Source organism: Streptomyces chiangmaiensis (genome assembly GCF_036281785.1).
Lineage (GTDB): Bacteria > Actinomycetota > Actinomycetes > Streptomycetales > Streptomycetaceae > Streptomyces > Streptomyces chiangmaiensis.
Map to the genome: position 1 here is coordinate 43685 of NZ_JAYWVC010000001.1, position 24569 is coordinate 68253.

Consider the following 24569-nt stretch of genomic DNA (forward strand, 5'->3'; position numbering starts at 1 on the left):
AAGGGATTGTCAGTGCCGTACCTCACGATGGACGCATACGGCCACAGTGCCGTCACACAGACGACAGGAGGTTCGTCATGGCCAGTCACCACGCAGCCGCCGCACGCCGGCGCCGCGGCACCGGCCCTGCCCCCTCACTGACCGGCCCGGCGAGCGACGTGCACCCCGTGCTGCGCCGGGCCACGGCCCCGCCCGCCGCCCTCGACCTGCTCGCCCAGGCCCGCGCAGGACTCGACGAGGCGGCGGTCCTCGACACACCCAACGAGCGGTACGCGGCGGCCCATCTGGCGGCGCTGCGCACGGCAGCCGCGGTGCTCGCCGCGCGCGGGCGCCCGGAGCCCACGGCGCGACGCCGCGCCAAGATCAGGAGCGCCTGGGAAGTGCTCCCCGAGCTCGCGCCCGAACTCACCGAGTGGAGCGCGCTGTTCGCGTCCGGCGCCGCCCGCCGCGCTCGCGCCGAAGCCGGCATACAGGGCGCCGCCAGTACCCGTGACGCGGACGACCTGATCCGCGACGTGGCGATGTTCCTGCGCCTGGTCGAGCGGATGCTGGTGCTCCAGCCGGTGCTGCCGCAACCGCGGCGGGAGGAGGAGCGGGAGATGCCGGACGCCGGCTGAGCCGCCCGCCGTGGCGGGAGTCCCGGTGGGCGGCCGGTGCGGAGCTGCGCCGGGCACCGGTGGAGACGGCGCGCTGTTCGGCGGGTGGACAGGCCGCCGGTGGCAGCGCCCGAGGCAATAGGGTGGAGGCGCCTGCAGCCTTTCGACCTGGTACCGAGGTGGGAGGGCCGTCCGATCGCTCCGCCTTGCACGAGGCGGTGCCACGCCGAGGAGTCAACTGCCGTGTCGGACCCGCTGCGCCCCCGCGCCTCTCTCCGTACCGCCGTCGTCTGGGATGTCCTCCAGGACGCCCTGGACCGCCGCGTCAAGGCCACGGGGCGGGACGTGCTGGATGTCCTCGACACCGGTGGCGGCAGCGGTCACTTCGCGGTGCCCGTCGCCCGCCTCGGCCACCGCGTCACCGTCGTCGACCCGAGCCCGAACGCCCTGTTCGCGCTGGAGCGCAGGGCCGCCGAGGCCGGTGTCGCCGACCGGGTGCAGGGCGTCCAGGGAGACGCCCACGGTCTCTTCGACGTGGTCGAGCGCGGCGGCTATGACGCGGTGCTGTGCCACGGCGTCCTGGAGTACGTGGACGACCCCGCCGAAGGCGTCCGCAACGTGGTCGCCGCACTGCGCACCGACGGCGTCCTCAGCCTCCTCGCCGCCGGGCTCGGCGGCGCCGTCCTCGCGCGGGCGCTCGCCGGGCACTTCAAGGAGGCAAAGCAGGCGCTGGAGGACCCGAACGGCCGCTGGGGCGAGAGCGACCCCGTGCCGCACCGCTTCACCGCCGAGCAGCTCACGGCGCTCGTCGAGGATGCCGGGCTGCGTGTGGGCGCCGTCCATGGGGTCCGGGTCTTCGCGGACCTCGTGCCCGGGGTGCTGGTGGACACCGAACCCGGGGCACTGGAGGCGCTGCTCAAGCTGGAGGCCGCGGCCGCCGAGACCTGCGCCTTCCACTCCGTCGCCACGCAACTGCATGTCCTCGGTGAGCCCCGAGGAGCGGCCGGGGCCTGAGTGCGGACGGGCTCCCGACACCGGTGCGAGCGCCCCGGAGGCGAACGGACTTCAAAATGACAGCGCCCCGCTGATCAGCGGCTCGGCGGCAGATGGAGTACGCCACAGGCCCCCCGATCGAGCGGTCCGCGCCGTATGATCGAGGGAGACCACCCGGCATGACGGGTCGGCCGCTGGGGAATGGAAGCCTCAGCGAGCCGGGACGGCCATGGCGGATTCTCGGTTGGCCAATTGGCGTAGAGGGGCGGGTTTCAAGGGGGCGATTCCCTGCCTATCCTGAAGGGGACCCCCGGTCGCCCCGGCGACTGCACGATGAGGAGGACTCCGTGCCGCTCTCGGAGCACGAGCAGCGAATGCTCGAGCAGATGGAGCGAGCGCTGTACGCCGAAGATCCCAAGTTCGCGACAGCGCTTGAGGGAAGCGGGCTGCGTACGTACACCCGGCGACGGGTCTACCAGGCGGCCGTGGGCTTCCTGGTGGGTATCGCGCTCCTCATGGCCGGTATGGTCGCGAAGCAGATCTGGATCAGCGTGGTGGGCTTTCTCGTCATGCTGGGCTGCGCGGTGCTCGTCGTGACCGGTTGGCGCAAGGTTCCCAAGCCGGGTGAGCAGGGGGCGCCGGGTGCCCGCAGGCAGGCCAGGCAGCGACGTTCCATGATGGACCGCATCGAACAGCGCTGGCAGCGGCGCCGGGACGAGCAGGGCCACTGACCCTCGGCCAACGGCCGAAGACTCACGCACAAGGGGGCGACCACCGATCAGGTGGCCGCCCCCTTGAGGCATGCCCCGTCGCAACCGGGCCCGGTTGCGACGGTGAGCGCACGGCCGAAGAACCGCGCGAGGATGCGGTGAGCGGGCCGGTCCGGGCGCGGCGAGCCACAGGGCCCGCCGTCCAGAGAGCCGACGGGCGTCAGCCCCTCGCAGATGTCCCCGCACGACCACAGTCGGCTGTCCGGGGTCCGGACGGGCTGTGCGCGCCTTCCAAGGCCTTCCCGGGCCTTCCACGGGCCCGCCCACCCGGAGCGGGGGCGGGCCCGTACGTCAGTCGCTCTGCTGTCCCGACGGGCGCCGCGTCAGGGCCGCCCAGCGTGCCGCCCAGCGGGCCCTGAGATCCGCCCAGCGGTCGGCCGCGGCCCACACCGCACGCCTGGCCGAGCGCGGTGCGACGACCGCACGCACCCGCATCCGCCGGTTCACCGTGGACCGCAACGCCTTCCGCAGCGTGCGCGCATCGTCGACCAGACCGGGCTGGGCATGCGGCTTGGGGGCGAAGAGCACCTGCTCCACGGCACCGGCCACCCGGTGCACGGCCTCGGCCGCCTGCGGGTCCAGTCGACCGAGCCGCACGATCCGCTCGGCGGTCTTGCGCGGGGTCAGTGCATCGTCCGGCGGGATGCCGTAGTCCCAGGCGGTATCCGTGAGCTCGCGCCACACGGCCAGCGTGTGGCCCACGGCCACCTCGGTTGTCCGGCTCGCGGGCTCCTCGCCCGGCAGAACGGTCATCCCGAGCCCGTCCCCGTAACGCCCACCGGCCTCGCCGCGTACGGGGGCCGGCGGCCCGGCGGACGACGCGTGCCGGGCGGAAGCCAGCCGCACCGCCCGGCTCCGCAGCCGCCACAGCATCGGCGTCAGCGGCACCATGAGCAGGACCAGGCCCAGCAGCGTCCACGCCAGGATTCGGTACCACGGCGGCCCGTCGTCCCCGGAGGACGCCACCGCGCTCGACGACTGGCTCGGACAGGCCGCCAGCTTGCGGTCCAGTGCCGAGCAGCTCTCGCTCGCCGACGGCGCGGTGGAGGGAGCCGTGGACGACGACAGGGACGGGCGGGGCGCCACCGACTCCTGCCCGGTCGGGGCGTCCGACTGTGCGTACGAGGGTGCCGACCCGCGGGTCGGGGTGGGCTCGAAGCGGGTCCAGCCCACGCCCTCGAAGTACAGTTCCGGCCACGCGTGCGCGTCCCGCAGTCCCACCGACATTGAACCGTCCGGCTTCGAGGAGCCCGGAGTGAAGCCCACCGCGACGCGCGCCGGTATGCCCAGGGTCCGGGCCATCGTGGCCATCGCGAAGGAGAAGTGCACGCAGAAGCCGCGCTTGTCCTTCAGGAATCGTGCGATCGCGTTCCGCCCGCTGCCGACCTGCACTTGGGTGTCGTAGGTGAAACCGCCGTCGAGCGCGAAGTAGTCCTGGAGCTTGACCGCTTCCGCGTAGTGGTTCGACGATCCCTCCGTCACCTTGCGGGCCGTCTGAGCCACCACCGGCGGCAGGGACGACGGCACCTTGGTGAACTCGCGTTCCAGTGCCGCGGGCGGCTCCGGCGCGGTGGCCAGCTGCTCGGCCGTCGGCTGCACGATCAGGCTCTTGACGTCGTATTGCAGACCGCGCGTGTTCTGTCCGTGGTCGCCCACGAGCGTCCGCCCCACCGGTTCGTAGCGCCAGCTGCCCTTGATCTTCACGCTGGTCGCCGGGTAGGGCATCGGCAGCCAGTCCTGGGCGTACCAGTCCGCCGCCGAGATCCGCGTCTCGATCTCGGTCCGCCGGACGCCGCCCGCGAGGCCGGTGGGCGTGGGGAACGCGTCCGGCACGCCCGTGATGTGGCGCTGGGCGGGCTTCCAGGTCGTGCCGTCGAAATCGTCCAGGGCGACGATCCGCAGATACAGGTCCTGGGTGTCTTCCGTGTTGGTCTGGTACAGCATGACCTCGCGGTCCTGGTCCACGTTCAGGCTGTCCCGCAGCGACACCAGCGGGTTGACCGCGGAGATGGTGTTGCCGTTGCCGATGCCCGCGCCGACGCCTGTGCTGGCGCGGCCCAGCAGCCCGCCGGAGAGCGAGGGCAGGGCGAGCGGCGCCACCAGGGCGACGCCCAGCGCGACCACACCGATGCGGCGGCCGGTGCGGGCGGGCGCGACGGCGCCTCCGGAGTCCCGGCCCGGGGTGGGAGCTGCGCTGAAGACCCGGCCCCACTGGGAGAGCCGGTCGCGGCCCTCGGCCAGCAGCAGCATCAGATAGCCGCCCGCGGCCACGAGGAACCACAGCCAGTCGGCGCCGCCGTCGGAGAGTCCGGCGGCCACCGAGTACAGCGCGAGCAACGGCAGTCCGGCCGGGGCCGCCGAGCGGAAAGTCACCGCCAGCGTGTCGACGAGCAGCCCGATCAGCAGGACCCCGCCGACGATCATCAGCCGGATCCCCGGGGTCAGCGGCGCCGGGATCGCGTACCGTCCGACGTCGTCCACGCCCGACTGCAGCAACACCCCGAAGCGGCGGAAGGCGTCGGGGCCGGGGATGAACCCGGCGAAGGACTGGTCGCGGGCGAAGAACAGCGTGAGCAGCAACAGACCGACCACCACCTGGCAGGCGATGGTCAGCGGACGCGCCAGCGGGACCCGCCGGGTCAGCGCGCCCACACCGGTCTGCACCGCCACGAGGAACGCCACCTGGAAGATCCAGGTCGCCGGGGACACGAGCGGCAGCAGGGCGCAGGAGGCCATCAGTGCCGCCGCCGCGGCACACAGCGCCAGCCGGGCCCGCCCGCTCATGACCGTCCCTCCGCACCGCTCACGGCGCCCATGCCCGTGCACCGCCGGTCCGCCTCGCGCCACAGGTCCGCCAGCGGGACGCCTCTCGGCACCGTGAGCGCGGTCCAGCCCGCCTCGCGCAGCAGTCGCAGCCGATCCTCGCTCCGGTCCAACGCGCTCGGCACATCGTCCGGTTCGCGCCCCCAGACGGAACTGTCCAGCACGAAGGCGAGCGCCCCGCCGCTGCGCCTGCTCATCTTGGCCGCCACCGTCGCCTGCTCCTCGTCGAGATCGCCGAAGAAGGCCACCAGCAGCCCCTCGTTCCCGCCGCGCAGCAGATCGTAGGCGCGCGACAGGCCCGCGCCGTCCGAATGGTCGATCACGGCGAGCGTGTCCATCATCAGCCCGGCCGCGTCCGCCGACTCCTGGCTCGCGCCCGCGAACCCGTCCGAGCCCTCACCGGGCACCGAACTGCCCGTGTCGGTCAACAGCCGGACCGAAAAGCCCCGTTCGAGCATGTGCACCAACGTGGACGCCGCGCCCGCCACTGCCCACTCGAAGGCCGAGTCGGGGCCCGAACCCTGGAAGGCGATGCCCCGGGTGTCCAGCAGGACCGTGCACCGGGCCCGCTGCGGCTGCTCCTCGCGGCGCACCATCAACTCCCCGTAGCGCGCGGTGGAGCGCCAGTGGACCCGGCGAAGGTCGTCGCCGTGTCGGTAACCGCGCGGGATCACGTCGTCCTCGCCCGCCAGCGCCAGTGAGCGCTGCCGGCCGTCGCCGTAGCCCTTGGCCTCACCTGTGAGCCGTACCGGTGGCAGCGGCTCCACGCGCGGGATCACCGTCAAGGTGTCGTAGGTCGAGAAGGAACGGGTCAGTTCGCACATTCCGAAGGGGTCGCTCAGACGCAGCTGGAGCGGGCCCAGCGGGTAGCGCCCGCGCAGGTCCGACCGTACGCGGTACGACACCTCGCGCCTGCCTCCCGCCTCCACCCGGTCAAGGACGAAACGCGGGCGCGGCCCGAGCACGTACGGCACCCGGTCCTGGAGCATCAGCAGCCCGGTGGGCAGCCGCGAGACGTTCTCCATCCGCAGCCGGACCCGGGCCTCGGATCCCGCGGGCACGCGTGCGGGGGAGAGCCGGCGGCTGCCCGCGACCCGGTAACGGGTGCGGTGGAGCACCGATGCGCACACCAGGGGCAGCACCGCCAGCAGAAGGCCCACCCGGAGCAGATCGCTCTGGCCGAGCACGTACGCACAGACCGCGGCGGCGACACCGGCGGCGAGGAAGGAGCGCCCGCGCGTGGTGAGTCCCGCGAGCGTGGTGCGCAGCCCGCCCCTGTCCTCCTCGGCGGCGCGCGCCGTCCCCCCGTGCGTCATCACAGCCTCCGGGGCTGCTGCTGGTCGTAGCCGCGGCCCATGGTCAGGCCGGACTGCTGGGGCGCCGCGGGTACCGGGGTGCGCTGCAGGATCTCCTCGACGACCTGCGCGGCGGAACGGCGGTTGAGCTGGGCCTGCGCCGTGGGCAGCAGACGGTGGGCCAGGACCGTCACGGCGAGCGCCTGCACGTCGTCGGGCAGTGCGTACTCCCGGCCGCTGAGGGCGGCGGACGCCTTCGCCGCGCGCAGCAGGTGCAGGGTGGCGCGCGGCGAGGCGCCGAGTCTGAGATCGGGGTGCGTACGCGTGGCGGCGACCAGGTCCACCGCGTAGCGGCGGACCGCCTCCGCGACGTGGACGCCCCGGACCGCCTCCACCAGTTTCACGATGTCGTGGGCGTGCGCCACCGGCTGGAGGTCGTCCAGCGGATTCACCCCGCCGTGGATGTCGAGCATCTGCAGCTCGGCGTCCGCGCTCGGGTAGCCGATGGAGACACGGGCCATGAAGCGGTCGCGCTGGGCCTCGGGCAGTGGGTAGGTGCCCTCCATCTCCACCGGGTTCTGGGTGGCGACCACCATGAAGGGGCTGGGCAGTTCGTACGTCTTGCCGTCGATGGTGACCTGGCGTTCCTCCATCGACTCCAGGAGCGCGGACTGGGTCTTGGGCGAGGCGCGGTTGATCTCGTCCCCGATCACGATCTGGGCGAAGATCGCGCCCGGCTTGAACTCGAAGTCCCGGCGCTGCTGGTCCCAGATGGACACGCCCGTGATGTCCGAGGGCAGCAGGTCGGGCGTGAACTGGATCCGCCGCACCGAGCAGTCGATGGAGCGCGCGAGCGCCTTCGCGAGCATGGTCTTTCCTACGCCCGGAACATCCTCGATCAGAAGATGGCCCTCGGCGAGCAGCACAGTCAGCGAAAGCCGTACGACCTCTGGCTTGCCCTCGATCACTCCTTCCACCGAACTGCGGACACGCTCCACAGTGGCGGTCAGATCAGTAAGGCTCGCTCGATCGTCATAGGTCGTCACCCGGCCCTCCTCGGCCCGTTATTGCTCCGGGCCGACGCTCTGCGATGCGGACCGGCCCACCCCGAAACACGGACACCACGCGCGAAAGGTTCCGCGTGACGCCACCCCCGCATTCTTGTTGCCGTTACCGGTTCGTGTCACTCGCCTGTGGATAACTGGCCTCGATATGTCGGCCTTACGGCCTTTTTGGCCCACCGAAGCCGAGGGTTTTCGACCGAATGGACGTTCGGGAGCAAGACAGGCGTGGTGACGCGACGGGCGCCGGCCGACCCGTCACGCGGGGTCGATCTCCCGCAGCAGGCCCGTCTTCACATCGAAGACGAAGCCGCGCACGTCGTCCGTGTGCAGCAGGAACGGGGAGGTGCGCACGCGCTGCATCGACTGCCGTACGTCCTGGTCGACATTGCGGAAGGCCTCGACCGCCCAGGCCGGACGCTGGCCCACCTCCATCTCCAGGTCGTGCCGGAACTCCTCGGTCAGGGACTCGAGGCCGCAGCCGGTGTGGTGGATGAGGACGACGCTGCGGGTACCGAGCGCCCGCTGGCTGATCGTGAGGGAGCGGATCACGTCGTCGGTGACGACGCCGCCCGCGTTGCGGATGGTGTGGCAGTCGCCCAGTTCGAGGCCGAGTGCGGCGTGCAGGTCGAGCCGGGCGTCCATGCACGCCACGACCGCGACACGGAGCACGGGACGGGCGTCCATCCCGGGATCGGTGAACGCGTCGGCGTACCGCTCGTTGGCGTCGACGAGGCGATCGGTGACGGTGCCGACTATGGCGCCTTCGGGACCGGCGGGAACGGATGCGGAAGTCGTCATACCCATGACGTTACTGGTCACGGTCGATCGGGGCCTGCTGTGAGAGCGGACAAAGAACGCCACATGTACTTGTTGTGAGGCAACCCACACAGTCGGTGGAACCCCGGGCGGAACCTCCGCCGGACGGGGTGGATCCCGTCGAACCGCCCCGCCGCGAGGCCCGGGCGCGCGACGCGCAGGGCGGTTGATTGACCGCAAGACAGGGTGGACTAAAGTGACGCGAAGCGGGAGGCGAGACGGCTTTCCTGCGGACTGTTTCCCCCGGAGACACCGGCCGCGCGTCGGTTTCTCCCCCGCGTGCGCGGCGCGTACGTACGGCTCGGCCTCCTCCCGCTCCCGGTCGGCTGACGCTTCCGGCGCCGGCAGGCCCTCCCCCTTGCGAGCGGGCGGAGACCCGGTGGTGCGGACCCCGTCGCGCCGGATCTGAGAGGCCTCCTTGAGCAAGAGTCGACACGTGCCCGTCATGCTCGGGCGGTGTCTGGACATGCTGGCCCCGGCCCTCGCCGAGCCTGGGGCGGTCGTCGTCGACTGCACCCTCGGGCTCGGCGGTCACAGCGAGGCGCTGCTGACGCGCTTCCCCGAGGTCCGACTGGTGGGGCTCGACCGCGACAAGGAGGCGTTGCGCCTGTCAGGGGAGCGGCTTGCACCGTTCGGGGAACGCGCCACCCTGGTGCACGCGGTCTACGACGAACTCCCCGTCGTGCTCGACCGGCTGGGCATCGCGCGCGTCCAGGGTGTGCTCTTCGATCTCGGCGTGTCGTCCATGCAACTCGACGAGGCGGAGCGCGGTTTCGCATACGCGCAGGACGCCCCGCTGGACATGCGGATGGACCAGACGACGGGGCTGAGTGCCGCCGAGGTCCTCAACACCTATCCGGCGGGCGAACTCGTGCGGATCCTGCGGGCCTACGGCGAGGAGAAGCAGGCCAAGCGGATCGTCTCCGCCATCGTGCGGGAGCGCGAGAAGGAGCCGTTCACCACCAGTGCCCGGCTCGTGGAACTGATCCGGGACGCGCTGCCGCAGGCGGCGAAGCGGACCGGTGGGAACCCGGCCAAGCGCACGTTCCAGGCACTGCGCATCGAGGTCAACGGCGAACTCGCCGTCCTGGAGAGGGCGATCCCGGCGGCCGTGAAGGCGCTCGCCGTCGGTGGTCGGATCGCCGTCCTCTCCTACCACTCGCTCGAGGACCGTCTGGTCAAGCAGGTCTTTGCGGCGGGCGCCGCGACCACCGCACCGCCGGGGCTGCCGGTCGTCCCCGAGCGCTACCAGCCCAGGCTCAAGCTCCTCACCCGCGGTGCCGAACTTCCCACCGAGGAGGAGGTCGCCGAGAACCGCCGGGCGGCCCCGGCGCGTCTGCGTGGCGCCGAGCGCATCCGCGAGGATGCCGAGTGAGCCGGACGAAAGGGGTGGGCGAGTGACCGGGAGAGCCGGCGTGCGCCCGGGCTGCGGGGCCGCCGAGGGTCCCCCGCCCCGGCCGGAGGCACCCGACCCGTCCCGGGCGGAGCTGCTTTCCGGCCCCACCGGGCCGCCCCGGGCGTCGCGGTTGCCGAAGAGGAGGCGTAGGGGCATGGCGGCGCGGGGGGAGGGTGCGTGAGCAGGAAACCCGAACTCAAGGGGCGGGCCGCCCGGCTCGCACGGTTGATTCCCATCGGCGGTGGCGCCGGTGCCGCACGCACCCCCTTCGTGCTGCTCGTCGTCCTGTTGCTCGGCGGCGGGCTCATCGGGCTCCTCGTGCTGAACTCCGCGCTCAGCGAGGGCGCGTTCAAGCTCGACGATCTGCAGAGGCAGACCAAGAGCCTCACCGACGAGGAGCAGGCCCTGCAGCGGGACGTCGACGCCTACTCGGCACCCGACGCGCTTCAGCGCCGCGCCCGCGAACTCGGCATGGTCCCTGGCGGCGATCCCGCCTTCCTCAACCCCGACGGCACCGTCAAGGGCGTCCCCTCGGCCGCCGCCGAGCAGTCCACGGCGAGCCCCGCGGCCGTGCGCCCGCCCGAGGTGCTCAGCCCCTACCCGAGCGGCACCCCGTCGCCGTCGTCGAGCCCCCGTGCGGCGACGGCCTCCCCGCCCGCGCCCACCACCACCGCGCCCTCCACTCCGCCCGCACGCCCCTCCACGACCCCCGGCAGGTGACGGAAGTGTCCGACAGGGAACCGCCGCGCCGCCGTGTGCCCGGCCCCGCGCGGTCCGGACGGCCCGCACGGCCCGCACGGCCCGCACGGCCCGCGCAGTCCGCACGGCCCGTGCGCCCCGACGCCCGGCGTCGCCCGGCCCCCGGCGCCCGCCCCGCGCGCCGCCCCGTCCCGGCCCGCGGGCCCGCCCCGCGCATCCGGCTCGGCAGCCCCCGCCCGCGGCTGCGCATGGTCGGCCTCGCCCTGACCCTGGTGCTGCTCGTCTTCGTCGTGCGGCTGCTCCAGGTGCAGGCCGTGGACGCGAGCGCATACGCCGCCAAGGCCGACCAGAACCGCTATGTGGGCCGCACCCTGGCCGCCGTACGGGGCGAGATCACGGACCGAAACGGGGTGGAGCTCGCGACCAGCGTGGACGCGTACGACATCACGGCCGACCCGACGCTGTTCACGCCGAAGGCGACCGGGACCCCCGACGCCCCCGAACAGGCCGCCGCGCTGCTCGCCCCGATCATCGGACGGGACACCACCGCGGTCACCAAGAAGCTCAGGACCCCGCACACCCGCTATGTCCTGCTGGCCCACCGCCGGACCCCGCAGGTGTGGAACCAGATCAAGGACCTGAAGAACACGCTCGCCGACAAGGCCAGGACCGACAAGCGGACGGTCAACGTCCTCGCCGGCGTCCTCGCGGAGCCCACCAGCATGCGCGTGTATCCGAACGGTGACCTCGCCGCCGGGATACTGGGCTGGGTCAACGCCGAGGGCGAGGGCGGCGGCGGCATCGAGCAGCAGCTGAACAAGGAGCTGGCCGGCAAGGACGGCAAGATCCGCTACGCGCAGTCGGGCGGTCGTCTGGTGCCCACGGCGGGCTCCGCCGAGACGCCGGCCGTGGCCGGCTCCGACGTCGAGCTGACCATCGAACGCGACATCCAGTGGGCGGCGCAGAACGCCATCACCCAGCAGGTGAAGGCGTCCCGGGCGGACCGCGGGTACGTGGTGGTGCAGGACACCCGCACCGGCCAGATCCTCGCCATGGCGAACTCGCCCGGCTTCGACCCCAACGACCTGTCCAAGGCCAATGTCACGGCCCTGGGCAACGCGTCCGTCCAGGACGCGTACGAGCCCGGCTCCACCGCCAAGGTCATGGCGATGGCCGCGGTGCTGCAGGAGAACGTCGCCACCCCGATGACCCACGTCGTCGTGCCCAACCGGCTGCACCGCGGCGACCGGCTCTTCCAGGACGACGTCGACCACGAGACCTGGAATCTGACGCTGAACGGGGTCCTCGCCAAGTCCAGCAACATCGGCACCATCCTGGCGACCGGCCAGCTCGGCAAGACGCAGCCGGAGGCCAACCGGGTCCTCTATTCGTACCTGCGCAAATTCGGCATCGGCAGCCCCACAGGCCTGGGGTTCCCCGGTGAGACCAGCGGGATCCTGGCACCGCCCGAGAAGTGGTCGACGTCGCAGCAGTACACGATTCCTTTCGGCCAGGGCGTGTCGATCAACGCGGTCCAGGCCGCCTCCGTCTACTCGACCATCGCCAACGGTGGCGTCCGTATCGAGCCGACCCTGGTGCGTGGCACCAAGGACCCGGACGGCCGCTTCACGCCGGCCACGAAGCCGGAGGAGACCAGGGTCGTCAGCGACAAGACGGCGAAGACCGTCGCCCGGATGCTGGAGTCCGTCGTGGACGACCGGGAGGGCACGGGCGTCAAGGCCCGTATCCCCGGCTACCGGGTCGCCGGCAAGACGGGTACGGCGAACCGAGTGGATCCGGCCACCGGCAAGTACCGCGGTTACACCTCCTCCTTCGCCGGGTTCGCCCCCGCGGACAACCCACGCGTCACCGTGTACTGCGCCATCCAGAACGCCACCACGGGCAGCTACTTCGGCGGTCAGATCTGCGGCCCCGTCTTCAGACAGGTCATGGAGTTCGCCCTGAAAACCCTCCAGGTCCCGCCCACCGGGGCCGCGGCCGCGAACCTGCCCGTCACGTTCACGCCATGACCAGCACTACGGGAAGACCGACCAGGAACCAGCTCGTGACATCGATCACCCCCGATCCCGGGAACCACGCCCCGTCCTCGCCCACCTGCCTCCCCCCACCACCCGCGGTGGAGGGCACTGCGCGCGGGCTCCCTTTTAGCCCCGGCGGGTGCACGCCCGGTACGCTCACCGCCGTGCCACACGCTGATCAGTCCCCCCCTACGTCCCAGAAAGGCGCTTCCGTGACATATCCGGGCCCGCCGCGACCGGTTCGGGTCACCGCCACATCCCTTGCGGAGCTCGCCGGTCAGCTGGGTGTCGCCGCACCGGAGCGCCCCGCCGACGTCACGGGCATCACTCATGACTCGCGTGCCGTCCGCCCGGGCGACCTGTACGCCGCGCTCCCCGGTGCCCGGCTGCACGGTGCCGATTTCGTCACCCAGGCCGCCGGCCTCGGCGCGGTCGCCGTGCTGACAGACCCCACGGGCGCCGAGCGCGCCGCCGCCACCGGGCTTCCGGTCCTGGTCGTGGACGATCCGCGCGGGCGGATGGGCGAGCTGGCGACGACGATCTACGGCCACCCGGGACGGGATCTTCTCCAGATCGGCATCACGGGCACCTCCGGCAAGACCACGACCGCCTACCTCGTCGAGGGCGGGCTGCAAACCACCCGCAGCACCGGGCTCATCGGCACGGTCGAGATGCGCATCGGCGACGAGCGCATCAAGTCCGAGCGCACCACGCCCGAAGCCACGGACCTGCAGGCCCTGTTCGCGGTCATGCGCGAACGCGGGGTCGAGGCGGTCGCCATGGAGGTCTCCAGCCACGCGCTGGTCCTCGGCCGGGTCGACGGCTGCGTCTTCGACGTCGCGGTCTTCACCAACCTCAGCCCGGAACACATGGAGTTCCACGCCGACATGGAGGACTACTACCGGGCCAAGGCGCAGCTGTTCACCGAGAAGCGCAGCCGGATCGGCGTCGTCAACTTCGACGACGAGTACGGCCGCAGGCTCCTGAAGGAGGCCGGCGTCCCGGTCGTCACGTTCTCGGCCGAGGGCCACCCTGACGCCGACTGGCGCGCCGAGGACGTCCGGGTCGGCCCGCTGGACTCGACCTTCACCGTCCTCGGCCCCGAGGACCAGCGGATCTCCGCCAAGTCGCCGCTCCCGGGTCCCTTCAACGTGGCCAACAGCCTCGCCGCGATCGTCGCCCTCGCCACGGCCGGGATCGACCCGCAGACCGCCGCCGACGGCATCGCCGCCGTGCCGGGCGTCCCGGGCCGCCTGGAGCGCGTGGACGCCGGGCAGCCCTATCTCGCGGTGGTCGACTACGCCCACAAGACCGACGCCGTCGAATCGGTGCTGCGCGCCCTGCGCAAGGTCACCGAGGGCAAGCTGCACGTCGTGCTCGGCTGCGGCGGCGACCGGGACGCCACGAAGCGCGCCCCGATGGGTGCCGCCGCGGCCCGGCTCGCCGACACCGCGGTGCTGACCTCCGACAACCCTCGCTCCGAGGATCCCCTCGCGATCCTTGCGACCATGCTCGAGGGCGCGGCCTCCGTACCCGCACACGAACGCGGCGAGGTGCAGGTCCTCGAGGACCGGGCCGCCGCCATCGCCGCCGCCGTCGCCCGCGCGCGGCCCGGGGACACCGTGCTGGTCGCGGGCAAGGGCCACGAACAGGGCCAGGACATCGCCGGAGTGGTCCGTCCCTTCGACGACCGCCAGGTGCTTCGCGAAGCTATCCAGAAGACCCAGGGATGAACTTGTGATCGCCCTCTCCCTCGCCGAGATCGCCACAGTCGTCGGCGGGCAGATGCATGACATACCGGACCCGTCCGTTCAGGTCGCCGCACCGGTCGTCCGGGACTCCCGCGAGGTGGAGCCCGGCGGCCTGTTCGTCGCCTTCGTCGGCGAGCGTGTGGACGGGCACGACTTCGCACCAGCGGTGATCGAGGCGGGCGCCGCAGCCGTCCTGGCGTCCCGCCCCGTCGGCGTGCCCGCGATCGTCGTGGACGACGTACAGGCCGCCCTCGGGGCTCTCGCACGCCACGTGGTGCGGCGGCTGGGGGCGACCCTCGTGGCCCTCACCGGTTCCGCCGGCAAGACCAGCACCAAGGACCTCATCGCCCAGGTGCTCCAGCGCAAGGCGCCGACCGTGTGGACCCCCGGCTCGCTCAACAACGAGATCGGGCTGCCGCTCACGGCCCTCGGCGCCACCGAGGAGACGAGGTTCCTCGTGCTGGAGATGGGCGCGCGGGGGATCGGCCACATCCGCTACCTCGCCGGCCTGACGCCGCCGAGGATCGGACTGGTGCTGAACGTCGGGACCGCCCACATCGGCGAGTTCGGCGGCCGGGAGCAGATCGCGCTGGCGAAGGGCGAACTCGTCGAAAGCCTCCCCTCCAAGGACGAGGGCGGCGTCGCGGTGCTCAACGCCGACGATCCGCTCGTCCGGGCCATGGCCTCCCGTACGCCGGCGAAGGTGGTCCTTTTCGGAGAGTCCGACGAAGCGGACGTTCGCGCTGAGAACGTGAGACTCACGGTCAGTGGACAGCCGGCCTTCAGCCTTCACACACCCTCCGGGTGCAGCGATGTGACCATGCGCCTGTACGGTGAGCACCACGTGTCGAACGCGCTCGCCGCGGCCGCCGTCGCCCATGAGCTGGGCATGTCCGCGGAAGAGATCGCAACCGCTCTCTCCGAGGCGGGCACCCTCTCCCGTTGGCGGATGGAGGTCACCGAGCGCCCGGACGGCGTGACGGTCGTCAACGACGCCTACAACGCGAACCCCGAGTCCATGCGAGCCGCACTGCGCACGCTCGTGGCGATGGGCAAGGGACGTCGCACGTGGGCGGTGCTCGGCAAGATGGCCGAGCTCGGGGACGAGGCGCTCGCCGAGCACGACGCGGTCGGACGGCTCGCCGTCCGGCTCAACGTCAGCAAGCTCGTCGCGGTCGGGGGCAGGGAAGCGTCCTGGCTGCAACTGGGCGCATATAACGAGGGTTCGTGGGGTGAGGAGTCGGTGCACGTGTCCGACGCACAGGCGGCGGTCGACCTGTTGCGCAGCGAGCTGCGCCCAGGGGACGTCGTACTCGTGAAGGCGTCCCGGTCGGTCGGGCTCGAGAGTGTGGCCCAGGCGCTGCTCGAGACCGGTGCCGAGGGTGAGGTTGCCGCCCGATGATGAAGCAGATCCTGTTCGCAGGAGTCATTGGCCTCTTCCTGACCCTCATCGGCACTCCGCTGCTGATCAAGCTGCTGGCCCGCAAGGGCTACGGCCAGTACATCCGCGACGACGGCCCGCGTGAGCACCACAGCAAGCGCGGTACGCCGACCATGGGTGGCATCGCCTTCATCCTGGCGACGATCGCCGCGTACTTCCTGTCCAAGGTGATCACGGGCAAGCCGCCGACCTTCTCCGGGGTGCTGGTCCTCGGCCTGATGGCCGGCATGGGCCTGGTCGGTTTCCTCGACGACTACATCAAGATCGTCAAGCGGCGCTCACTCGGTCTGCGGGCCAAGGCGAAGATGGCCGGCCAGCTGATCGTCGGCATCGCCTTCGCCGTACTGGCTCTGCAGTTCGCCGACGCCCGCGGCAACACCCCGGCGTCCACCAAGCTCTCCTTCGTCCAGGACTTCGGCTGGACGATCGGCCCGGTGCTGTTCGTGATCTGGGCGCTGTTCATGATCCTCGCGATGTCGAACGGCGTGAACCTCACCGACGGTCTCGACGGCCTCGCCACCGGTGCCTCCGTGCTCGTCTTCGGCGCGTACACGTTCATCGGCGTCTGGCAGTTCCAGGAGTCCTGCGCCAACGCGCAGACCCTGACCAACCCGGCCGCCTGCTACGAGGTACGCGACCCACTCGACCTGGCCGTGGTCTCCTCCGCGCTGATGGGCGCCTGCCTCGGCTTCCTGTGGTGGAACACCTCGCCCGCCAAGATCTTCATGGGTGACACCGGATCGCTGGCTCTCGGCGGCGCGCTCGCCGGCCTCGCGATCTGCTCCCGCACCGAACTGCTGCTCGCGCTGCTGGGCGGCCTCTTCGTCCTGATCACGATGTCGGTCGTCATCCAGGTCGGCTCGTTCCGTCTCACCGGCCGCCGTGTCTTCCGCATGGCTCCACTCCAGCACCATTTCGAGCTCAAGGGCTGGTCCGAGGTCCTGGTCGTAGTCCGCTTCTGGATCATTCAGGGCATCTGCGTGATCGTGGGTCTTGGCATCTTCTACGCGGGATGGGCAGCGGAAAAGTGACCCACTGGCAAGGGAAGCACGTCACCGTCGCCGGCCTCGGCGTCTCCGGCGTCCCGGCGGCCAAGGTGCTGAACGGGCTCGGCGCTCGCGTCACGGTCGTGAACGACGGCGACGACGAGCGGGCCCGGGCACAGGCCGCCGAGCTGGAGGTGCTCGGCATCACGGTCCGCCTCGGCGACGGCGCCACCCTGCCCGAGGGCACCGAGCTGATCGTCACCGCGCCCGGCTGGAGGCCGGACAAGCCGCTGTTCGCGGCGGCGGCCGAGGCCGGCGTCCCGGTCTGGGGCGACGTCGAGCTGGCCTGGCGGCTGAGGGGGCCCGACGCGGCCCCCTGGCTCGCGGTCACGGGGACCAACGGCAAGACCACCACCGTGCAGATGCTCGCCTCGATCCTGCGGGCGGCGGGTCTGCGCACGGCCGCCGTCGGAAACATCGGGGTATCGCTGCTGGACGTCGTCCTCGGCGAGGAGCAGTACGACGTCCTCGCGGTGGAGCTGTCGAGCTACCAGCTCCACTGGGCCCCGTCGCTGCGGGCCCACTCCGCCGCCGTGCTCAATCTGGCGCCCGACCACCTCGACTGGCACGGCTCGATGGAGGCGTACGCCGCCGACAAGGGCCGTATCTACGAGGGCAATCGGGTCGCCTGCGTCTACAACGTCGCCGACAGGGCGACCGAGGACCTGGTGCGCGAGGCGGACGTCGAAGAGGGCTGCCGGGCGATCGGCTTCACGCTGGGCACGCCCGCTCCGTCCCAATTCGGCGTCGTGGACGGCATTCTGGTCGACCGCGCCTTCGTCGAGGACCGGCAGAAGAGCGCGCAGGAGCTGGCCGAGGTCTCCGACGTCAACCCGCCGGCCCCGCACAACGTCGCCAACGCCCTTGCCGCGGCGGCCCTCGCGCGGGCCTTCGGGGTGCCCGCCGGAGCCGTACGGGAGGGGCTGCGGTCCTTCACCCCGGACGCCCACCGCATCGCGCATGTGGCGGACGTGGACGGGGTCGCCTACGTCGACGACTCCAAGGCCACCAACACCCATGCGGCGGAAGCCTCGTTGGCGGCGTACGAGTCGATCGTGTGGATCGCGGGCGGGCTCGCCAAGGGCGCCACCTTCGACGAACTGGTCGCCAGGTCGGCGAAGCGGCTTCGCGGTGTGGTGCTGATCGGTGAGGATCGCGCGCTGATCGGTGAAGCCCTCGTGCGACACGCCCCGGAAGTACCCGTCGTCGACCTCGACCGGGCCGACACTGGGGCGATGCGTGCGGCCGTGCGGGAGGCGCGACGGCTGGCACACCCCGGGGACACGGTGCTGTTGGCTCCCGCTTGCGCCTCCATGGACATGTTCGCGAACTACAACAAGCGCGGGGACGCGTTCGCGGAGGCCGTACGCGAACTCGGCGCCGCGGGCGCCTGACGGCGGGTCCCGGTCGGTCCGGGCGCGCCCGGGACCCTGGGAGGGACGCGTGACGACGCCATCGTGGTCGGTGTTTGGCGGGCGGCTGTCCGCCGCCGGCACCGCTTGGTGCGGCGAGGTGACCGGTGGCATCCAGTAGCCGTGCGGTCCAGCGGCCGGCCGGGCGGCCCACCCGTCCCCGCCTCCCGCGCGACCACCCCGCGGCCCGTCTCCTCACCCGCGCCCGGCGGGCCTGGGACCGGCCGCTCACCGCCTACTACCTGATCCTCGGCGGAAGCCTGCTGATCACTGTGCTGGGTCTGGTGATGGTCTACTCTGCTTCGCAGATCACCGCGCTGCAGATGTCGCTGCCGGGGTCGTACTTCTTCCGGAAGCAGTTCCTCGCCGCCTCCATCGGTGCCGTGCTGCTGTTCGTCGCCTCGCGGATGCCCGTGAAGCTGCACCGGGCGCTGGCGTACCCGATGCTGGCGGGTGCCGTCTTCCTGATGGCACTGGTGCAGGTGCCCGGGATAGGGATGGCGGTCAACGGCAACCAGAACTGGATCTCGCTCGGTGGTTCCTTCCAGATCCAGCCCAGCGAGTTCGGCAAGCTCGCCCTCGTCCTGTGGGGCGCCGACCTGATCGCCCGCAAGCAGGACAAGCGGCTGCTCACACAGTGGAAGCACATGCTCGTGCCACTGGTCCCGGTGGCCTTCCTGCTGCTCGGGCTGATCATGCTCGGCGGCGACATGGGCACGGCCATCATCCTGACCGCGATCCTCTTCGGGCTGCTGTGGCTGGCCGGGGCACCGACCCGGATGTTCGTCGCGGTGCTGTCCATCGCGGCCACGATCGGCGTCATCCTGATCAAGACCAGCCCGAACCGCATGGCCCGCCTCGCCTGCATCGGTGCCACCGAGCCCCAGACGGGCCCCGCCGACTGCTGGCAGGCCGTGCATGGCATCTACGCTCTGGCGTCCGGCGGAATTTTCGGTTCCGGACTCGGGGCGAGTGTGGAGAAATGGGGTCAACTCCCCGAAGCGCACACCGACTTCATCTTCGCCGTCACCGGTGAGGAACTGGGTCTCGCGGGGACGCTGTCGGTGCTCGCCCTCTTCGCGGCTCTAGGCTATGCGGGTATCCGCGTGGCCGGACACACGGAGGACCCCTTCGTGAGGTATGCCGCGGGAGGCGTGACGACCTGGATCATTGCTCAGGCGGTGATCAACATCGGTGCGGTGCTCGGCCTGCTGCCGATCGCCGGCGTTCCCCTTCCGCTGTTCTCCTACGGAGGATCCGCCCTGCTGCCGACCATGTTCGCCATCGGGTTGCTGATCGCCTTCGCGCGCGACGAGCCCGCTGCGCGGGCGGCGCTTGCGATGCGGCAACCTCGCTTTGGTAGAAAGCGGGCGGGAGGCCCTCCGGGGTCTCGGAGATGGAACACGATGCGACGGCGTGCCTCGGCGGCGCGCTCGTCCGGAGAGCGGTGAATTTCGGTGCATGTCGTACTCGCCGGTGGGGGGACCGCCGGCCACATCGAGCCCGCGCTCGCCCTCGCGGACGCCCTGCGCAGGCAGGATCCGACCGTGGGGATCACGGCCCTGGGCACAGAGCGCGGCCTGGAGACCCGGCTCGTCCCCGAGCGAGGCTATGAACTCGCGCTGATCCCCGCCGTGCCCCTGCCGCGCAAGCCGACCCCCGAGCTGATCACGGTCCCCGGGCGGCTGCGCGGCACGATCAAGGCGGCCGAGCAGATCCTCGAGCGCACCAAGGCAGACGTCGTCGTCGGTTTCGGCGGTTATGTCGCCCTGCCCGGCTACCTGGCCGCCAAGCGGCTCGGTGTGCCGATCGTCATCCACGAGGCCAACGCGCGCCCCGGTCTGGCCAACAAGATCGGTTCGCGGTACGCGGCCCAGGTTGCCGTCTCCACCCCCGACAGCAAGCTGCGCGGTGCCCGTTACATCGGCATCCCGCTGCGCCGTGCCATCGCCACCCTGGACCGCGCCGCCGTGCGCCCGGAGGCCCGGGCCGCGTTCGGACTCGACCCGAACCTGCCGACGCTGCTCGTCTCCGGCGGCTCGCAGGGTGCCCGCAGGCTCAACGAGGTGGTCCAGCAGGCCGCCCCGTACCTGCAGCAATGCGGGATCCAGATCCTGCACGCGGTCGGGCCGAAGAACGAAATGCCGCGCGTGCACCAGATGCCGGGGATGCCCCCCTATGTCCCGGTACCGTACGTGGACCGGATGGATCTCGCGTACGCCGCGGCCGACATGATGCTCTGCCGCGCGGGCGCGATGACCGTCGCAGAGCTCTCCGCCGTCGGACTTCCGGCCGCGTACGTCCCGCTGCCCATCGGCAACGGCGAACAACGGCTGAACGCCCAGCCGGTGGTCAAGGCGGGCGGCGGACTGCTGGTCGACGACGCGGAGCTGACTCCCGAGTGGGTCCAGCAGAACGTGCTGCCCGTACTCGCCGACCCGCACCGGCTGTACCAGATGTCCCGCGCCGCCTCCGAGTTCGGCCGCCGCGACGCGGACGACCTGCTCGTCGGCATGGTGTACGAGGCGATCGCCTCGGCACGAGCCGCCGGCTGACATGGGGTGCACATACGGCGAATGAGCCGACACGGTGGGGTACCCCCGGCCGAGGGTCGTGGGAGAACCGAGCCTGGGAGAAGGAGGGTGCGTGGCCGGACCTACGACCGCAGAGCGCGGCGAACGACAGCAGCTGGAGTCCGGCCCGCCCCGGCCGCCCCGTCGTCGGCACCTCCGTATGCTCATCATCCTTTTCCTTGTGCTGGTGTTGACGGGCGGCGGCTCCATCTGGCTGCTGTACGGCTCCCCGTGGCTGCGGGTGGAGCATGTCTCCGTCGCGGGGACGCACGTCCTGACCCGGGCGCAGGTGCGCGAGGCCGCCGGTGTGCGGCTCGGCACACCCCTGATTTCTCTCGACACCGATGTGATCGAGGCGCGTTTGCGCCGGAAATTGCCTCGGATCGACTTGGTTGACGTCACCCGTTCCTGGCCCCACGGAATCGGGCTGAAAGTGACCGAACGCATCCCCGTCCTGATCCTGGCTAGCGAGGGAAAGTTCATCGAAGTGGACCGGAACGGTGCACGTTTCGCCACGGTTTCCACCCCTCCGAAGGGTGTTCCCGCCCTGAAATTGACGGTGGACCGCTCGGCCGCCGCGAGGCGCTTCGGTTCCGGGCGCCTCCTCCGTGCGGCGGCTCGTGTGGCCCGAGACGTTCCCGCCGCCGTCGCCCACGATATGCGGACCGTCACGGTCCGTTCCTACGACTCCATCTCGCTGGAGTTGAACGGCGGACGGACGGTTCAGTGGGGCAGCGTCGAGAAGGGCCGCGCCAAGGCGGTCGCACTGTCCGCGCTGATGAAAGCCGCTTCCGGCGCCCGGCACTTCGACGTAAGTGTCCCCAGCGCCCCTGCGTCATCGGGGAGTTGACGCGCATCCGCGCAGGCCAGCACCCTGGTTGGGCAGCGCTACGGCTGATCACATAGGGTGAAAAGAAAAACGGGAGGTTCGGCGTGTTCGTTGAACGTGCGCCACTTGTCGACTTAGTGTCCTGTTCGGAAGAGTCCAAGGAACAGACACACTGGTAACCCTAAACTTCAGGGTTAGGGTCGGGTCGGCGTTCGGACCGTCCCATTCGGCATCTGCCGGCGAGCCGCGGGGCAGCCGCGGGACGACGGCAACGTAATTCGAGGCGAGAGGCCTTCGACGTGGCAGCACCGCAGAACTACCTCGCAGTCATCAAGGTCATCGGTGTCGGCGGCGGTGGTGTCAATGCCATCAACCGGATGATCGAGGTCGGTCTCAAGGGCGTCGAGTTCATCGCCATCAACACCGACGCGCAAGCCCTGTTGATGAGCGACGCCGACGTCAAGCTCGACGTCGGCCGCGAACTCACCCGCGGACTCGGCGCCGGAGCCAACCCGGCCGTCGGCCGCAAGGCCGCCGAGGACCACCGCGAGGAGATCGAGGAGGTCCTCAAGGGGGCCGACATGGTCTTCGTGACGGCCGGTGAAGGCGGCGGCACCGGCACGGGCGGCGCGCCCGTCGTGGCCAACATCGCGCGCTCCCTCGGCGCCCTCACCATCGGCGTGGTCACGCGGCCGTTCACCTTCGAAGGACGGCGTCGCGCCAACCAGGCCGAGGACGGCATCGCCGAGCTCCGCGAAGAGGTCGACACCCTCATCGTCATCCCGAACGACCGGCTGCTGTCCATCTCGGACCGCCAGGTCTCCGTCCTCGACGCCTTCAAGTCGGCGGACCAGGTCCTGCTCTCCGGTGTTCAGGGCATCACGGACCTCATCACCACCCCCGGTCTGATCAACCTCGACTTCGCCGATGTCAAGTCCGTCATGTCCGAGGCCGGTTCGGCTCTCATGGGTATCGGCTCGGCCCGCGGCGACGACCGAGCGGTGGCCGCGGCCGAGATGGCGATCTCCTCGCCGCTGCTCGAGGCGTCCATCGACGGCGCGCGCGGTGTGCTGCTGTCCATCTCCGGCGGCTCCGACCTCGGTCTCTTCGAGATCAACGAGGCCGCCCAGCTGGTGAGTGAGGCCGCGCACCCGGAGGCGAACATCATCTTCGGTGCCGTCATCGACGACGCCCTCGGCGACGAGGTGCGGGTCACCGTGATCGCCGCCGGGTTCGACGGCGGTCAGCCCCCCTCCAAGCGGGAGAACGTCCTCGGCTCGTCCGCCGCGAGGCGCGAGGAGCCCACGCCGGCGCGCCCGGCGGAGGGCCGTCCGTCCTTCGGTTCGCTCGGCAGCGTCACGCCCAAGGAGTTGCCGGAGCCCGCCCCGGAGCCGGTGAGTGAGTTCCCGGTCACCCCGCCGCCGATTCCGCAGTCGCGGAGCTACTCGGACAGTGCGGCCGAGGAACTGGACGTACCGGACTTCCTGAAGTGATAGGACAGCGCGACACCGTGAGCGGCGCGCACTTCGCCTTCACCGACAGGTGGGGCGGGGTGAGCGCCGCTCCGTACGAGGAGCTCAATCTCGGCGGCGCGGTCGGCGACACCCCCGACGTCGTCCGCACCAACCGCGAGCTGGCCGCGAAGTCGCTGGGGCTCGACCCCGGCCGAGTGGTCTGGATGAACCAGGTGCACGGGGCGGACGTGGCGGTGGTCGACGAGCCCTGGGGTGAAAAGCCGGTGCCCGAGGTTGACGCGATCGTCACCGTCCGGCGCGGTCTCGCACTCGCCGTGCTCACCGCCGACTGCACCCCCGTCCTGCTTGCCGATCCGGTCGCCGGGGTGGCGGCCGCCGCTCACGCGGGCCGGCCCGGCATGGTTGCCGGAGTCGTCCCCGCCGCGGTGCGAGCGATGATGGAGCTGGGCGCCGAACCGTCCCGGATCGTCGCCCGCACGGGACCCACGGTCTGCGGCCGGTGCTACGAGGTGCCGGAGGTGATGCGCGCCGAGGTGGCAGCCGTCGAGCCCACGGCGCACGCCGAGACCAGCTGGGGCACTCCGGCGGTCGACGTGGGCGCCGGAGTGCATGCGCAGCTCGAACGGCTCGGGGTGCGCGACCGGGCGCAGTCGCCGGTGTGCACGCTGGAGTCGGATGATCATTTCTCGTACCGCCGCGACCGCACCACCGGGCGGCTCGCGGGCTATGTCTGGCTGGACTGATGGGGCATGACGGACCGCAAGGATCAAATCGCAGCGAACCTCGCGAAAGTAGAGGAACGTATTGCGGCGGCGTGCGCGGCCGCGGGACGCAAGCGGGAAGAGGTGACCCTCATCGTGGTCACCAAGACCTATCCCGCAAGTGATGTGCGGATTCTGTCGGAACTCGGTGTCCGTCACGTCGCCGAGAACCGCGATCAGGACGCGGCGCCCAAGGCGGCGGCTTGCTCGGATCTGCCGCTTACATGGCATTTCGTCGGTCAATTGCAGACCAACAAAGTGCGATCCGTGGTCGGTTATGCCGATCTCGTGCAGTCCGTCGATCGATCGAAGCTCGTGACGGCACTCTCGAGGGAGGCTGTGCGGGCCGGGCGCGAGGTGGGGTGCCTCATCCAGGTCGCGCTCGACGCGGACGAGAGCGGACGGGGGGTTCGTGGAGGCGTGGCGCCCGCGGGAATCGAAGAGTTGGGCGACCTTGTCGCAGGCGCCGGGGGGCTGAGGCTGGACGGACTGATGATTGTCGCACCGCTCACCGGTGAGTACGCGGGGCGTCAACAGGCGGCGTTCGAGCGGTTGATGGATTTGTCGACCGACCTGCGCCGAGCCCATCCGGCTGCAACCATGGTCTCGGCAGGAATGAGTGCGGACCTCGATCAGGCCGTGGCTGCCGGGGCGACACATGTGCGCGTCGGCACCGCGGTACTCGGAGTCCGCCCCAGGCTCGGGTAACGTCGCCAAGAAGTCGGACCACAGCAGAAAATATGGTCATTACCGCTGAGAGGCGGGCGTAACGACCTCGTGGATCGCGGGC

Annotated in this window: 20 protein-coding genes; 16 read left to right on the plus strand and 4 right to left on the minus strand. The window is 71.1% G+C overall.

Translation table 11 applies throughout. The annotated features are described in order from the left end of the window. The first annotated feature begins 77 nt into the window (after positions 1–77). The 3 genes from VXC91_RS00215 to VXC91_RS00225 all read left to right on the plus strand — a co-directional run bounded on the left by VXC91_RS00215 (position 78) and on the right by VXC91_RS00225 (position 2320). The gene (locus tag VXC91_RS00215; RefSeq protein ID WP_329504159.1) at positions 78–617 is read left to right on the plus strand and encodes an SAV_6107 family HEPN domain-containing protein; all 540 of its coding nucleotides are present in this window, start codon (positions 78–80) and stop codon (positions 615–617) included. Positions 618–839: 222 nt separating this feature from the next. Beyond that, positions 840–1610, plus strand: a complete 771-nt coding sequence (locus tag VXC91_RS00220; RefSeq protein ID WP_329504161.1) for a methyltransferase — start codon at positions 840–842, stop codon at positions 1608–1610. A 326-nt stretch (positions 1611–1936) separates the two neighbouring features. Continuing rightward, complete coding sequence (locus VXC91_RS00225; RefSeq protein ID WP_329504163.1) at positions 1937–2320, plus strand: DUF3040 domain-containing protein; 384 nt, start codon at positions 1937–1939, stop codon at positions 2318–2320. A gap of 330 nt (positions 2321–2650) precedes the next feature. Here VXC91_RS00225 and VXC91_RS00230 read toward each other — a convergent pair whose 3' ends face one another. The 4 genes from VXC91_RS00230 to VXC91_RS00245 all read right to left on the minus strand — a co-directional run bounded on the left by VXC91_RS00230 (position 2651) and on the right by VXC91_RS00245 (position 8339). Then, on the minus strand, positions 2651–5143 hold the full coding sequence (locus VXC91_RS00230; RefSeq protein WP_329504165.1) for a DUF3488 and transglutaminase-like domain-containing protein: 2493 nt from the start codon (positions 5141–5143) through the stop codon (positions 2651–2653). Further along, complete coding sequence (locus VXC91_RS00235; RefSeq protein ID WP_329504167.1) at positions 5140–6498, minus strand: DUF58 domain-containing protein; 1359 nt, start codon at positions 6496–6498, stop codon at positions 5140–5142. The genes VXC91_RS00230 and VXC91_RS00235 overlap by 4 nt, the downstream gene beginning before the upstream one ends. Next, on the minus strand, positions 6498–7523 hold the full coding sequence (locus tag VXC91_RS00240; RefSeq protein WP_329504169.1) for an AAA family ATPase: 1026 nt from the start codon (positions 7521–7523) through the stop codon (positions 6498–6500). The genes VXC91_RS00235 and VXC91_RS00240 overlap by 1 nt, the downstream gene beginning before the upstream one ends. Positions 7524–7796: 273 nt before the next feature. Next, positions 7797–8339, minus strand: a complete 543-nt coding sequence (locus VXC91_RS00245) for a beta-class carbonic anhydrase (protein ID WP_329504171.1) — start codon at positions 8337–8339, stop codon at positions 7797–7799. Positions 8340–8775: 436 nt separating this feature from the next. Here VXC91_RS00245 and rsmH point away from each other — a divergent pair, with 436 nt between their 5' ends. The 13 genes from rsmH (at position 8776) to VXC91_RS00310 (ending at position 24487) form a co-directional block, all read left to right on the plus strand. After that, positions 8776–9732, plus strand: a complete 957-nt coding sequence (gene rsmH, locus VXC91_RS00250) for a 16S rRNA (cytosine(1402)-N(4))-methyltransferase RsmH (RefSeq protein WP_329504172.1) — start codon at positions 8776–8778, stop codon at positions 9730–9732. Positions 9733–9930: 198 nt separating this feature from the next. After that, on the plus strand, positions 9931–10473 hold the full coding sequence (locus VXC91_RS00255; RefSeq protein WP_329504174.1) for a septum formation initiator family protein: 543 nt from the start codon (positions 9931–9933) through the stop codon (positions 10471–10473). Between the two features lie 5 nt (positions 10474–10478). Then, on the plus strand, positions 10479–12482 hold the full coding sequence (locus tag VXC91_RS00260) for a peptidoglycan D,D-transpeptidase FtsI family protein (RefSeq protein WP_408057309.1): 2004 nt from the start codon (positions 10479–10481) through the stop codon (positions 12480–12482). A 221-nt stretch (positions 12483–12703) separates the two neighbouring features. Next, positions 12704–14224, plus strand: a complete 1521-nt coding sequence (locus VXC91_RS00265; protein WP_329504178.1) for a UDP-N-acetylmuramoyl-L-alanyl-D-glutamate--2,6-diaminopimelate ligase — start codon at positions 12704–12706, stop codon at positions 14222–14224. A 4-nt stretch (positions 14225–14228) separates the two neighbouring features. Continuing rightward, a complete protein-coding gene (locus tag VXC91_RS00270) occupies positions 14229–15644 on the plus strand; it encodes a UDP-N-acetylmuramoyl-tripeptide--D-alanyl-D-alanine ligase (RefSeq protein WP_329504180.1) in 1416 nt (471 codons plus the stop codon). Further along, a complete protein-coding gene (mraY, locus tag VXC91_RS00275) occupies positions 15641–16714 on the plus strand; it encodes a phospho-N-acetylmuramoyl-pentapeptide-transferase (protein ID WP_329504181.1) in 1074 nt (357 codons plus the stop codon). Before VXC91_RS00270 ends, mraY begins: the two co-directional genes overlap by 4 nt. Beyond that, positions 16696–18123: a UDP-N-acetylmuramoyl-L-alanine--D-glutamate ligase gene (gene murD, locus VXC91_RS00280; RefSeq protein ID WP_329504183.1), complete on the plus strand. Its 1428-nt coding sequence runs from the start codon at positions 16696–16698 to the stop codon at positions 18121–18123. Before mraY ends, murD begins: the two co-directional genes overlap by 19 nt. Positions 18124–18248: 125 nt before the next feature. Continuing rightward, positions 18249–19592 carry a putative lipid II flippase FtsW gene (gene ftsW, locus VXC91_RS00285; RefSeq protein WP_329504185.1) on the plus strand — a complete coding sequence of 448 codons (1344 nt, stop codon included), beginning with the start codon at positions 18249–18251 and terminating at the stop codon, positions 19590–19592. A gap of 6 nt (positions 19593–19598) precedes the next feature. Beyond that, positions 19599–20696: an undecaprenyldiphospho-muramoylpentapeptide beta-N-acetylglucosaminyltransferase gene (gene murG, locus VXC91_RS00290; protein ID WP_329504187.1), complete on the plus strand. Its 1098-nt coding sequence runs from the start codon at positions 19599–19601 to the stop codon at positions 20694–20696. Positions 20697–20787: 91 nt separating this feature from the next. Beyond that, on the plus strand, positions 20788–21564 hold the full coding sequence (locus VXC91_RS00295; protein WP_329504189.1) for a cell division protein FtsQ/DivIB: 777 nt from the start codon (positions 20788–20790) through the stop codon (positions 21562–21564). 278 nt (positions 21565–21842) lie between these two features. Beyond that, entirely contained in the window at positions 21843–23036 is a 1194-nt protein-coding gene (ftsZ, locus tag VXC91_RS00300; protein WP_329504191.1) for a cell division protein FtsZ, read from the plus strand. Beyond that, a complete protein-coding gene (pgeF, locus tag VXC91_RS00305) occupies positions 23033–23761 on the plus strand; it encodes a peptidoglycan editing factor PgeF (protein WP_329504193.1) in 729 nt (242 codons plus the stop codon). The genes ftsZ and pgeF overlap by 4 nt, the downstream gene beginning before the upstream one ends. 6 nt (positions 23762–23767) lie before the next feature. Beyond that, entirely contained in the window at positions 23768–24487 is a 720-nt protein-coding gene (locus VXC91_RS00310; RefSeq protein ID WP_329504195.1) for a YggS family pyridoxal phosphate-dependent enzyme, read from the plus strand. Positions 24488–24569 lie beyond the last annotated feature (82 nt).